Raw genomic sequence first — 11,991 nt, 5'->3', positions numbered from 1 at the left:
CGACTCGCCGTTTTCGGCCTTCGTACTGCGTTTTTCGATTTTTGGAGGACTAACCGCCGGCTCCTCATCGGCCCCGTCGTTTCGCGTGATACTGAGTGAATCGACAACGTTTAGCATCGGTCGTCAGTAAACGGGGCCATGGGATCCGACAGTGGCGACGGTTCCGGGAGCGACTCGAGTCGATCGCCGACGAACGCGCCCCCGAGTCGAGCGGCGTCGGGCCCGACCTGTCCCCACTGCGAGGCGCCGATGTACAAACGCCACTGCAAGTACGTCTGTCCCCAACACGGCGTCATCATCGACTGTAGCGATCCGTTCCTGTAACGACCCCGATCTCACCCCTCGGTCGACCGAGATGGGTTCCGCGAACCGGTCCGCTCGCGGATCGCGCGATAGGCAGGACCAGCGAGCAAGAGGACGGCGGCGAGACCACAGGCGACCGTGAGCGCGAGTCCGAGTTCGCCGAGTCCGTCCATCGTAATCGTCGCGGCCGAGGCACCGACGACGACCGCGGCGACCGTCCACGGCAACTCGCCGACCAGCGTGCCGACGACGAGGTGGCGAAACCGGACGCCACTGGCCGCCGCCGCACACGTCGAAACGTCCGACGGAATCGGTGCCAACCGCGAGGCGACGACGCCACGTATTGGGCCTGCCGTCCGGTAGTACCGCGTGATCGTCTCGCCGACCCGCTCGAGGGATCCCCATCGAGCAGGAGCCATCGCTGTCTCGCAGTCGAGTTCACGTTCGCCCTCGGGTGCGAACCAGCGGGCCGCGACGAAGACCGGCATGACTGTCACGGCGACGCCCGCCAGCGCGATCGGAACGCCGAGTGCGATCCCGTAGCCGTAGCCGACGACGACCGCGAGGGGCGTCGTTGGCCAGGCGAACAACGGTCGGACGAGATAGAGCCCCGCAACGACGGCGCCGAACAGGAGTGGGTCCGCCGCGATCGATTCGAGGTGAGAGAGCGCCGTCGCCGGCGAGACGAGTAGCCCCGCCGTGACGATTGCGCTCACTGCGACCGCTCCGGCAACCGCGCGCGCCGACGCCGACGGGATCGACATCGACCGCAGTTTCGCCTCGATCACCGAAGCTTTTGTGCATCGCATCGCCCCTCGAGCGGGCCGACACAACGTTTAACCGCTCCGGCGCGACACCACCTATCGATGGCTGGAGACGGAAGCGACGTCGGGGGAGATTGCGACCACCTCGACGACCGGGTGGCCCTCGGGTTGGCGCTTTTAGAACGCCTCGAACACGAGTCACTCCCGCTGGCTGACGTCGTCGACCGGATCGAGACGGTTACCGCCGATCCAACGACGACGCGAACGATCCTCGACGAGGCCGAACTTCGCGGGATCATCGACCGCGAAGACGGCATCGTTCGCCCGAAGAGCCGCCAGTACGTCCGATTCGGGGAGGACGTCATCACGAAAGAAGGCGAGTTCTCCTGTCGACGCTGTGGCTCGAGTCTGTCGACGGGGTACTTCATCGACCTCGAGACGGGCGAACTCGGTCCGTTCGGCTCGTCGTGTATTCGGAAGGTGACGGGCAGGGAGTGAAGAGACCTGCCGTCGGACGATCGGCTACCGGCCGCGGCGAAGTTCGGAGATCAGCTGATCGATCGTCTCCTGTTGGGCTTCGATGAGGTCGTTCTGGCGATCGACTGCCGCCTCGAGGTTTTCGAGACGCTCGATCACTTCCGGGTCGGGTCCCTCGGAGGTGGGTCGTTCGATCGTCTGCTGAGCCGCGGCCCCGCCGGAGTCAGCGGAGCCTTCGAAGACGTTCCCGGTCTCGACGGTCGCCGTTCTCCGTTGACCGGCGCCGTCGTCCGATCCGGCTTCCGCCCGGCCCCGATCGGGAACGGGGTCGGGGTCGCTACTAGCCTCGCCGCCGCGTTCTCGCTCCGTGTGAGCATCGGCGGTCAGATCGACCGTCTCCGCTGTCGGTTCGTCCGGCGTCTCGATATCGCGGTCCTCGGGTTCCGGTGGGTTCGCATCGAGCGGCTCGACGCCGTCGCCGAAGTCCATCGACGCGTCCGCCCGATCGTCCTCCTCAGCATCGTCGCCGACCCGTTCGTTTAGCTCCTCGAGCGAGGAGACGTCGTGGTAGTCGAACAGTGCCCGTTTGAGTCGTTCCCGGAGGTCGTTTGCCTCCTCGTTGGGCGCTTTGATCCGCTGGGGGCGACCGTCGACGACGAGGACGATCTGCGTGGCGACGCTTCCGTCCTCGAACGAGAGGCTGGTCACGTCCTCGAAGTGATACTCCTCGTAATCTTCGTCCCAGACGGCGCCGCCGATGTGTTTGACGAGTCGGTCGCTCGTGATGATGATCGTCAACTCGCTAAACCGGTACGTCTGGACGACCGTCTCGCCGGGTTCCGTGATTCCGTTCCCGTTTAACACGCCCGCGAGGACGGGGTGTAACGTCGAATCGGTCTTGCTCGCTGGTACGGAAAATTCGCGACTCCCCTCGAGTGCGTACTCGAGGCTGAACTTGGTCTTTCGCCGCCCTTCCGACAGCGTCAAGCGATCTGCGTCGTGTGGAAAGTCGTCGACCGATTCGTCGCTCAGCAGTCCCTCTGCACGGTAGACGAGCGTACGTGTTGGAGTAATGAAAAGCGTGTCCTCGCCGCCGAGAGAAACTTCCGCCGCGATCTCCTCGTCGTCGAGAGTAGACTGGACGATTCCGGGAACGCTCATGTCGCGGTAGTTCGTAAGGGCGTGTGATAAATCCGTGGGTCCCCGTTACACGGCCGCGTCGAATGAGAAGCTTAAAGAAACGCACGCGACTACCAGCAACTGAGCCCGGGTGGCTTAGCTGGACATAGCGCCGCACTCATAGGGTTCAGAGATTCGGTGCGGTTTCGCCTTGGAAGCCTCCGTGTCCCTCGAGGACTCTGCCGAGCCTCGAACCTGGGACATGCGGAGATCGAGGGTTCGGAGCCCTCCCCGGGCACTGGCTTTTTACGCGACGTCACGAAGGCAGTGAGTGACGAGTCTGAAGGCCAGTGCCCGAAACGGGGCGACGAACCCGGTGGTCTTGCGTGAGCGGCGGAGAAGCGAACGCAAGGCAGGAAAGGCGAGCGAAGCGAGTCTTTCCGTGGGTCGGAGCCCTCCCCGGCGACTGGTGTTCGAATCTGAAAGTACGAACCAGATCCCTCCTCACACCCTCGAGCACCGCAGGAAGCGACGAGCCCGAAAGCGGTGTCGAACGGGACGGCGAATCCGTCGCCGTCCGTCTTCGCTATGCTCTCTCGAGAACGGAAACTCGCCACGCGAGTTCGGACGAACAGAGTGGGAGGGCCGAACCTGAGTCAGGGAAGGAGTGGGGCATGTCAGGTGGGTGGCGACGACGAGGCGCCGGCCCTCCAAGACGAGAGTTCGCCGAGGAAGTTGTAAGCTTCTTGGTCCAACTATCGAATTGGGCGACGTCGGCTCCAACGGCCACGTTTGGCCTCGAGTCGTGGACCCACCGGCTACCAGGAGTGACCACCGCTGAGAAGAACACGAGAAACTCACAACTGAAACGAGTTACGCACCGCTCACAGACAGCGACCGGAGACCGGACGAACGGACCGGTCTCCGGGGAGACTATCGTAAGCGGGTGTGCAATGACTTATCAGTTGTTCCGATAGGTAGACGGAGCGAACGCTCTCGGTGGGATTCGACGCGTGGCGGTCGTGTCGTGGAAGGGGTGGGGATGCTTCCACGACCGTACTGGCCAACGGATGACGTCCGATTCGCATTCGGACGGTTGCCGTGCGAGGGGGTTGAATACCGTGTGCCGGTACCCACGTTGGAAACGAAACGATACCCCCGGACCTCGCATGATAACGGATTGAGCGTATCATTATAAAATTATTGATCGTTTGAACGATGTCGGTGACGCCACGTTGGTGTGAACGGGACGTCTCGAGATGGTGCGTTAGGGTGTGAGGAGGGCTCAGAAGTCAAACCTGGTCGAAACGCAAAATCGGAATCGGGTGACAACTCTGTCGCCGATCAGAAACGATATCGACTCGCCGCGAAGACAGTGTTGTCGGCGGGGAAGAGTCGTTTTCGGACGTTGGAACGACGATCCGTTATGGCAACGACTGTCGTCCGTTTCCCCGTCGACCACTGGTACCGTACCGCTTTCGTATGGGTGTACGCGAGCGGTTCAGACGGGGGTGAAATCCTCGGAGGAACTACCCTCGGCGAGATCCCCCCACCCCCGTCTACGCGAACGTTCGACCGACCAGTACGTAAACTTGTTGGCCGAAATATGAATCGTGAATACTTCCAGGAGCCGCGGTGTCCGGTAAAGACACTCAACGGCGGCGCTCGGCGAACGATGCCGACGCTGGCTGTGTCGCCTGCTAAAATGGTCGGGATACCGAGCTACGGTCGTTCGACCAGAATCTCGCCGGTTGCGGTGACTGTCACCAGACAATCGTTGTACTCGAACGTGACGGACCCCTCCGAACGGAGGCCGTTCGCACGCGGTTCGAAGAGTCGCTCGAGTGCGTCCGCGTTGATCGCGTAGTGAAGCGGGTCGAGGTCGGTGACGTTCATGTTACAGAACGTCGCGACCGCGTCGGCAACGGCAACGCTGAGCGGTTCATCGTCGAGTCGATCGTATTGTACGGAATAGTGGTCCCCCGTGTGCGTCGACGGAGAGTCCGAAGTCATCTCGTTCATTGGTATAACGTACCCCCAGTACGTGTAATGGGAAGACAGTACCTCCTTCGAGGGTTCCTGCAAAGAGCCTAATCGTTAACTGTGTAACGTCGAAAGGAGGTGGGGGTTAAGTGATTAACCATCCGGGCCTAGTGCTCCCTCGTCGAAGAGTACCTCGAAGAGCTTTCGTTCGGTCGATCGGACGTGTTTGTGAAACGCCGGTGAGGAGATACCGATCGAGAGGGCGATGTCTTCGCCGGTCGTTCGCCGCGGCCACTCGAAGAACCCGCTGTGATAGGCAGTCTGGACGACCTCTCGCTGGCGGTCGGTGAGCCGCTCGAGCAACGCGTTTCGACCCGCGGCGCCGAGCACTGCCGCATCGCGCCCGGACTGTTCACGACGGGCAGTCATCGAGACGGGAATGTCCCGACGGTTGAGTGCCGAAATTACCTCGCGGACGTCGATCGATGCTGGAACGTCGACGACCGCGACCGTCTCCGTCTCGTCGGAAACGAACTCTCGGACCGACCCGGCGTGGTCGGTCACGACCGACCCGAGTGACGGATTCACAATCTCGAGTTGCAACAGCGTTTCGTCGTCGTTGGCCGCGAGAACGGAGGCGTCCAGAAGCCCCTCGATTTCGTCGACGAGCGCCGTGGTCTCCCGCTGGAGTGGCGAATCGACCGAGACGAACGCGACCGTCGTCTCGTCGCGAGTCGTCGCCCCCTCGAGTTCGACCCGAGCGTTCAGTCTGGTCGAAAGCCGTGAGAGGGTCGTGTCGTCTACGACCTCGAGTTCGATCTCGGTCACGTCGTTGCCGAGGAGCGCGGTTTTGCGTTTGACCGCGTCGATCGTGTAGGCGATCGTCTCCGCCAGTTCTTCGAACGTCGAACGAAGAAGATCGTCGAACGCGGACGGCTCGTCGCCGTAAAGCGAGAGAACGCCGTACAGGAACCCGTCGTAGACGAGCGGCACCGCGTACACCGACTGATAGTTCTGTGACAGTGCTTCCGCGCGCCACGCGCCGTCGTGGACCGAATCGGCGACGTTTTCGACGTACACCGGCCGTTCCGTTCGCGCGGCTCGACCCGTCGGCTCGGCCGCGGAGTCGTCGACGGTCGTGGCCGTCGTCGAGTCGAGATAGCCGCGGTCGCGACCCGCGATCGAGCGCATCTCGAGGTGATTGCCACTCGGATCGGGCGTTCCGATCCAGACCATCGAACACGTCTCGAGACCGGCGAGACAGTCACAGATTCCACGTTCGATCTCCTCTCTGGAGTCAGCCATCAAGAGCAGTTGTTCGATGTCTTGTCGGATTCGGTTCGTCTCGTTCAATCGCGCTAAGTGTTCGTTCTGTCGTTTCAGTTCGCGTTCACGGTCGTGCAGGCGTTGGGTCTGACCGATCCGGTCGAAGGCGGTTTCGGCCGTCGTCGCGAACAGCTGTGCGAGTTCGACCGTATCTCGATCGAATCGTCCGGGTTTCGTCGAAGCGGCGACGAACACCCCGTGCTCGCCGAGTGGAAGGTAGAGCCCGCTTCGAACGTTCGTCGATTCGTTGTAGACTACCTCCGAGGTACGAACGTCGTCGAAAACGGCTGGAGATCGCGAGACGAACGCGTCCCAGGTGATGCTGTCCTCGTTCGGGCGAAGGCGGGGTGGAGAACCGAATATCTCCTCGAGTCCGGGAGAGTGAGCCGCCGGGATCAGTTCGTTACATCGGTCGTCGAACCGGTATACGACTCCCTCGAGATCGAGGACGTCCGAAGCGACGTCGACGATGTACTCACACGCACTCTGTTTCGAGTCGACGGACAGCAGGTGACTCGTCGCGTCGTGTAATGCCGACAACGCCTCCTGGTACTGGGCGCGGTCGGTGACGTCGACGGCAATACCGATGACTCGATCGACGTCCCCGTCGGTCGCTATCGGTCGACACCACGCGTCGAACACCCGATCGCCGACTCGTCTGTGGGTGTCGATTCGGTATCCGTCCAGAGCCGCACGGAAATCGGCCCGAACGGCCCGGTGGTCCTCGAAGATGGCAAAGATCGACTCGCCGATCAACTCGTCGGTGTCGACGTCGAGATAGTCGAGTACCCGTCCCTCGGCGAACGTGACCGTCCCGTTCTCGTCGAGGGCAAAGATTGCGACCGGAACGTTTTCGATCAGCGCCTCGAGGCGCTCGGTCCGTTCGTCGAGTTTTCCCTCGCGCTCGACGCGGTCGGTGACGTCCCGCCAGTAGATCGAGACCCCGGAGGGAGACGGGTAGATTCGTGCGTCGACCCAGGCGTCGTACGGTTCGAAGTAGGCTTCGACCGACCGCGTTTCCTGTCGGTCTATCGCCTCGAACGCCGCGGATTCGAGCGGCGATCCCTCGAGTTCCGGAAAGACCGCCCGGATATCTCGACCGAGCAGTTCCTCGCGATCCAACTCGACGTCCTCGATGGCCCGATCGTTGACGTACGTAAAGCGCCACTCGGAGTCGAGCGCGTAGAACGCGTCGGTGATCCGGTCGAACGACTCGTCGAGTTCTCGCTCGACCCGGTGGTGGTCGGTAACGTCCCGGATCGATCCGACGATCCCAGAGATGACCTCGTCGTCGAGGCGGTTGGTGAACGATGCCTCGTAGACCGATCGGCCGTCGCCCTCGAGACACCGGTATTCGACCGTTGCGGTCGAGCCCGACCCGCGGCCTCGGATGGCATCGAGCGTCTCCGAGACGGGGCCTCTGTCGTCCGGGTGAATCGTCTCCACCATTCGACTCCCAACCAGATCGTGTGTGTCGATCGAACCACACCCGTCGGCCGGCGGAACGACCGCGGTGATTCGATCCGTCTCGTCGAGGACGACCAGTGCGTCCCTGCTGTGCTCGAGGAGTTCCCGGTTCCACCCAGGACGGTTCCCGAACTCCGGGGCGGACGAACAGTCGATCGCCCGCCGAATCCGGTGTTCGAGAACGGATGGAACGACCTCGGTCTCGACGGCGACTACTTCGGTGACACCGTCACCGAAGAGTTCGTCGAGTGGCGCCCGATCGAGTTCCGACGATTCGCCGGCGTAGACGGTCGGCATCCCGCCGGCGAGCCGAGGGAGGACGTCCCGATCGTCCGTGAGTAGACAGTCGGCAGCCTCGAGCGATTCGAGGTCGGCTACCCCGTCTGCGACGTCGACTACCAGCGAACTACTCTCGAGCGCCGCCGTCGCGGCCCGTATCCACTCCGAGGAGCCGACGACGGAAACGCGAGGTGAGGATTGCCTCGATTGCTCGAGACTGCGGTTCATACCTCCGCTGTGTTCCGCGAAAGTAAAAACCTCGCGTCGGTCTCGGCTCCGCACACCACACCCGCAACGAAGTACGTCAGTACCGGAGAACCCACGATCCGCATGGGGTTTCGCCGGGAAACAGGGACAACAATCCGTATCAGTAGCCGATCGCGACGCCGTCTTTCCGAGGTTCGGTCGCACCCGAGAGCACTCCCTCCCGCCGGCGAACGATCTGTCCGCCGCCAAACATCACCGGAGGCATGACGCTTACGTCGTGGCCCGCTCGCGAGAGCTTCGTCGCGTTCGGCAATCGCTCCTCGACGCCGAGTGCGCCGTCTTCCCGGTAGCGCCAGCGGGGTGCGTCGAGCGCCGCCTGGAGGTCCATCCCGTAGTCGACGACGTTCGAAACCACCTGCACGTGACCCTGTGGTTGCATGTACCCGCCCATCACGCCGAACGCGAGCCAGTCGTCCGCATCGAGTCTCGCGAGGGCCGGGACGAGCGTATGAAACGGTCGCTTTCCGGGCTCGAGATTGTTCGGATGAGCCGGCTCGAGCGAGAACGATGCACCGCGGTTCTGGAGGGCGATTCCAGTGTCGCCGGCGACCAACCCGCTTCCGAAGCCCGCGAACCGCGAGTTGATGTAGGAGACGAGGTTTCCCTCCTCGTCGCCGACGGTCAACAGAACCGTATCGGCGTCCTCGGCGTTCGCGTTCGGAACGCCGACGTCGGGATCGGTGATCGGCGAGGAGCCGATCGCTCGAGCGCGTTCGCGAGCGTACTCTTTCGACGCCAGCGGCGGAATCGACTCGTAGTCGGGATCGGTGACGTAGTGGTGGCCGTCGACGAACGCGAGTTTGGTCGCCTCGGCGAAGGCGTGGATCCGTTCGGGCGACTCGTACGCGTGATCGCCCGCACCGATCTCCTCGGCGATGTTCAGCGCCTCGAGGGCGATCAGCCCCTGGTTGTTCGGCGGGAGTTCGTAGACCTCGGTCCCGTTGTACGTGGTCGTGACGGGATCGACGAACTCCGGTTCGAACCCGGCGAGATCCTCGTGGGTCAGGAACCCGCCCGCCGACTGCACCTCCTCGACGATCGCGTCGGCGATCTCCCCTTCGTAGACGACGTCAGCGCCTCGATCGGCGATCGTTCGGAGTGAGCGCCCAAGCTGAGGGAGCTGGACGGTCTGGCCCGGATCCGGACTCTCGCCGTCGATCAAGTACGCCTCTCGGGCGTTCTGGTCGGTGAACAACTCCTCTGCACCCGTCCAGTGGTGGGCGATCACCGGTGAGACGGGGTAGCCCTCGAGTGCGTACCCGATCGCGGGCTCGAGGACCTCCGCGAGCGAGAGTCGTCCCAACTGTTCGACCGTCGTCTCCCACCCGCGGGCCGTCCCGGGGACGGTCACCGCGTGCGGACCCAGGAAGGGCATCCCGAGGTCGTCCGCACTCCCCTCCCCGTCGACCGCGTAGCCGCGGGAGTCGGGGTAGTACTGACCAGGATCGTCTGCGGTCTCGAGTGCGTCCCGAACGGTCTCGATCGTCGCCCCCTCCGGTGCGGGGCCGCACGACCGCAAGGCGCCGACCTCGCCGGCGGCGGTTCGGTAGAGCGCGAAGACGTCGCCGCCGAGTCCCGTCGAGGTCGGTTCGACGACGTTCAACGCGGCTGCGGTCGCCACGGCGGCGTCGAAGGCGTTGCCGCCGTCGCGAAGAATCGAGACGCCCGCCTGGGCCGCCAACGGTTGGCTCGTCGCGACCATGCCGCGGTTCGCGTACGCCGTCGAACGCCTCGAGTCGAACCGATCGAGGTCGATCGAGTCGTCTCCGGAATCGAATACCATAGTGGACCACGCGCGCGAACAGTCAAAAAATGCTAGTCGCAACCGGTCGAACCGCGAAGTACTCGGTCCCGCCATCGAGTCGGTTGGCTCACTCGGAGGCGTCCGAGAGCGGTTCGTGTTCGATCCGATAGCCGTCCGCGACGTTCTCGATCGATTCGACCTCGCGAAACCGGATCGACCGCTCCATCTTGGTGACGACGGACGTGTCGTAGTACTCCGCGTCGTAGTCGAGCGTCGACCCCTCCGCACGATACTCCTCGACGAAAGACCGGTGACGCTCGAGTCGCGCCCAGCCGATCGACCGGGACATCGCCGGGACGTCGTCGATCCGGCGGTCGAACGCCTCGAGAAACGCCTCCTCGAGTTCGTAGCCGATCGACCCCCTCCCGGCACACATCGCGGCGAGCGTCGTCGTCCCGGTCCCCCAGAACGGATCGAGGACGGTGTCGCCGTACGTCGAGTACATACAGATCAGCCGGTAGGGGATCTCGAACGGGTACGCTCCAGACCGTTCTCGCAACTCCGCGGCGTCCTCGAGGTCGAGCGTCTGGAGTTCCCCTCGGACCTCGGTCCAGACGTCGGTGAACCACCGGTTTCGTTCCTCCCAGAAGTATGCCGCCTCGTACCGGCGATCCGCACGGGGTTCGAAACTCCGACTGTCGCTTCCGTTCCGGAAGACGAGAACGTACTCGTGTTCCAGCGTCACGTAGGCGTTTGGCGGCAACGTTCCGCTTCCCATGAACTTCGCCGCGCTGTTCGTCGGCTTCCGCCAGAGGACGTCCGGAAGCGGATCGAACCCGCGCGACTCGAACGCCTCGAGTACCCGAGCGTGATTCGGGTAGACGCGAAAGCTCCCGTCGAGCGACCGCGTCGCGTCCCCGACGTTGACACACGCGATGCCGCCGTCGACCAACACGCGCTCGAGTTCGTCCCAAACCCGATCGAGCTGGGTGTGCATCGCCTCGAACGCCTCGCGCCCGTCCCCCGACTCGAGGGCGTCGGCGACGGACGAATCGAGGTCGGCGAAGAGGTCGTCCCACATCTCGATCATCGGGTACGGCGGAGAGGTAACGACGAGTTCGACGGAGTCGTCGGCGACGGCAGAGAGTTCCCGGGAGTCGCCGACGAAGACGCGGTGAATCGTCTCCATTGGATTCACACTGTCGGCGTCGCCCCCTTAGCTCCTTCGTAGCGAGACGGGACGCCGCCGGCGTTACGCTCCCCCGCCAGGATTGGCCGGCCAGTTGCAGTGCAATCGAAGACCGTCGCAGTTGAGGCGGCATATCGGTACGACAGTCGATGTCAGTGACATCAGGCCGTATCAGCGGGGCCGGCGTCAGTTCGTGCCCGCCGTGTCGACCCAAAGAGGCGTGTCGACGAACGCTACTCCTCGGCGGCGTCCGCCTCGCCTTCGTCTTCCTCGTCGTCTTCTTCCACCTCGCCGCCTTCACCGTCCTCGGCGTCGCGCTCCTCGAGTTCCGCCTCGTCTTCGTCCGATTCCTCGTCCGTTCCAACGCTCGTCGCCGGTTCGAACTCCTCGATCGGCTCCCACTCATCGTCTTCCGACTCGGAGAGCCGTCGTCGCAAGAGCGCGATCCCGGCCACCGCACCGAGGACGAGCAGGAGTTTCGGGAGGCGACTCGAGGAGCCGTCGTCTTCGACCTCCTCGTCGATCTCGATCGACTCCGCGGCGGTTTCGGTGTCCGTCTCTTCGACGACCTCCTCGATGATCTCGGGCTCCTCGATGTCCTCGAACGACGTCTCCTCGAGGTCGGGACCGTATCGACCGGCGAGGTATCCGATCGCCGTACCGAGTCCGAACACCGCACCGGCAAGCGGGAGCGTTCGACCCGCCGGTCGCTCGTCGGCCTCCTCGACCGCCTCGAGGATAGAGTCGCGAAGAGGGCTGTCGAGTCCTTTCTCTACGGCCTCTTTGACGATAAGCTCGGACAACGTACTGTCCTGTTGTTCCGTTTCGGGCATAATCCGCCACGACCACATCACCGTACATAGTTCTGTCCAACGTTTCGACGTGTTCGCGAATTCGTCCCGGAGTTATGCCAACGTTTCCACGGCCGACTGACGAGAAGCCGCCGTTCTATCCCGGAAAGACGGACGAATGCCGTGCCGAACGCACCGAGAACGACACCGTCGCGCGTGAACGCGAGATCGGGGCGATTCGGTCTCGAACCGACGACGGTCGGAGAAACGTACTGTTAACCG

At 63.4% G+C, this 11,991-nt stretch carries 9 protein-coding genes and 1 tRNA gene; 3 read left to right on the top strand and 7 right to left on the bottom strand.

Annotated elements, in window-relative coordinates; all coding sequences use genetic code 11:
* The first annotated feature begins 138 nt into the window (after positions 1-138).
* On the top strand, positions 139-324 hold the full coding sequence (locus AB7C87_RS09520; protein WP_369729195.1) for an HVO_2523 family zinc finger protein: 186 nt from the start codon (positions 139-141) through the stop codon (positions 322-324).
* 11 nt (positions 325-335) lie between these two features.
* On the opposite strand, the gene AB7C87_RS09515 is transcribed toward AB7C87_RS09520, so the two are convergent.
* The gene (locus AB7C87_RS09515) at positions 336-1,067 is read right to left on the bottom strand and encodes a TVP38/TMEM64 family protein (protein ID WP_369729330.1); all 732 of its coding nucleotides are present in this window, start codon (positions 1,065-1,067) and stop codon (positions 336-338) included.
* 102 nt (positions 1,068-1,169) lie between these two features.
* On the opposite strand from AB7C87_RS09515, the gene AB7C87_RS09510 reads away from it, so the two are divergent.
* Complete coding sequence (locus AB7C87_RS09510; protein ID WP_369729194.1) at positions 1,170-1,565, top strand: DUF5830 family protein; 396 nt, start codon at positions 1,170-1,172, stop codon at positions 1,563-1,565.
* A gap of 24 nt (positions 1,566-1,589) precedes the next feature.
* On the opposite strand, the gene AB7C87_RS09505 is transcribed toward AB7C87_RS09510, so the two are convergent.
* Positions 1,590-2,705 (bottom strand): DUF7115 domain-containing protein, encoded by a 1,116-nt coding sequence (locus tag AB7C87_RS09505; protein ID WP_369729193.1) that lies wholly within the window; start codon positions 2,703-2,705, stop codon positions 1,590-1,592.
* Positions 2,706-2,808: 103 nt separating this feature from the next.
* On the opposite strand from AB7C87_RS09505, the gene AB7C87_RS09500 reads away from it, so the two are divergent.
* Positions 2,809-2,961, top strand: a tRNA-Met gene (locus tag AB7C87_RS09500).
* Between the two features lie 1,424 nt (positions 2,962-4,385).
* Here the strand turns inward: AB7C87_RS09500 and AB7C87_RS09495 are convergent.
* From AB7C87_RS09495 to AB7C87_RS09475, 5 genes are all read right to left on the bottom strand, one after another.
* Positions 4,386-4,685, bottom strand: coding sequence for a HalOD1 output domain-containing protein (locus AB7C87_RS09495; protein ID WP_369729192.1), 300 nt, complete (start codon positions 4,683-4,685; stop codon positions 4,386-4,388).
* 114 nt (positions 4,686-4,799) lie between these two features.
* Entirely contained in the window at positions 4,800-7,946 is a 3,147-nt protein-coding gene (locus AB7C87_RS09490; RefSeq protein ID WP_369729191.1) for a GAF domain-containing protein, read from the bottom strand.
* 139 nt (positions 7,947-8,085) lie between these two features.
* On the bottom strand, positions 8,086-9,768 hold the full coding sequence (locus AB7C87_RS09485; RefSeq protein ID WP_369729190.1) for a gamma-glutamyltransferase family protein: 1,683 nt from the start codon (positions 9,766-9,768) through the stop codon (positions 8,086-8,088).
* Positions 9,769-9,856: 88 nt separating this feature from the next.
* Positions 9,857-10,918, bottom strand: a complete 1,062-nt coding sequence (locus AB7C87_RS09480; protein WP_369729189.1) for a DNA-methyltransferase — start codon at positions 10,916-10,918, stop codon at positions 9,857-9,859.
* A gap of 233 nt (positions 10,919-11,151) precedes the next feature.
* The gene (locus AB7C87_RS09475) at positions 11,152-11,751 is read right to left on the bottom strand and encodes a hypothetical protein (protein WP_369729188.1); all 600 of its coding nucleotides are present in this window, start codon (positions 11,749-11,751) and stop codon (positions 11,152-11,154) included.
* Between the last annotated feature and the right edge of the window lie 240 nt (positions 11,752-11,991).

It is taken from the genome of Natrarchaeobius versutus, assembly GCF_041205745.1.
Taxonomy (GTDB): Archaea; Halobacteriota; Halobacteria; order Halobacteriales; family Natrialbaceae; genus Natrarchaeobius; species Natrarchaeobius versutus.
The sequence above is the reverse complement of the archived record's forward strand: the minus strand, read 5'-3'. Positions and strand labels throughout refer to the sequence as shown.

What these genes read in the sequence shown, in the direction of transcription:
- AB7C87_RS09520 (WP_369729195.1), top strand. Translation starts at nt 139, where the DNA reads ATGGGATCCGACAGTGGCGACGGTTCCGGGAGCGACTCGAGTCGATCG.
- AB7C87_RS09515 (WP_369729330.1), bottom strand. Translation starts at nt 1,067, where the DNA reads ATGTCGATCCCGTCGGCGTCGGCGCGCGCGGTTGCCGGAGCGGTCGCA.
- AB7C87_RS09510 (WP_369729194.1), top strand. Translation starts at nt 1,170, where the DNA reads ATGGCTGGAGACGGAAGCGACGTCGGGGGAGATTGCGACCACCTCGAC.
- AB7C87_RS09505 (WP_369729193.1), bottom strand. Translation starts at nt 2,705, where the DNA reads ATGAGCGTTCCCGGAATCGTCCAGTCTACTCTCGACGACGAGGAGATC.
- AB7C87_RS09495 (WP_369729192.1), bottom strand. Translation starts at nt 4,685, where the DNA reads ATGAACGAGATGACTTCGGACTCTCCGTCGACGCACACGGGGGACCAC.
- AB7C87_RS09490 (WP_369729191.1), bottom strand. Translation starts at nt 7,946, where the DNA reads ATGAACCGCAGTCTCGAGCAATCGAGGCAATCCTCACCTCGCGTTTCC.
- AB7C87_RS09485 (WP_369729190.1), bottom strand. Translation starts at nt 9,768, where the DNA reads ATGGTATTCGATTCCGGAGACGACTCGATCGACCTCGATCGGTTCGAC.
- AB7C87_RS09480 (WP_369729189.1), bottom strand. Translation starts at nt 10,918, where the DNA reads ATGGAGACGATTCACCGCGTCTTCGTCGGCGACTCCCGGGAACTCTCT.
- AB7C87_RS09475 (WP_369729188.1), bottom strand. Translation starts at nt 11,751, where the DNA reads ATGCCCGAAACGGAACAACAGGACAGTACGTTGTCCGAGCTTATCGTC.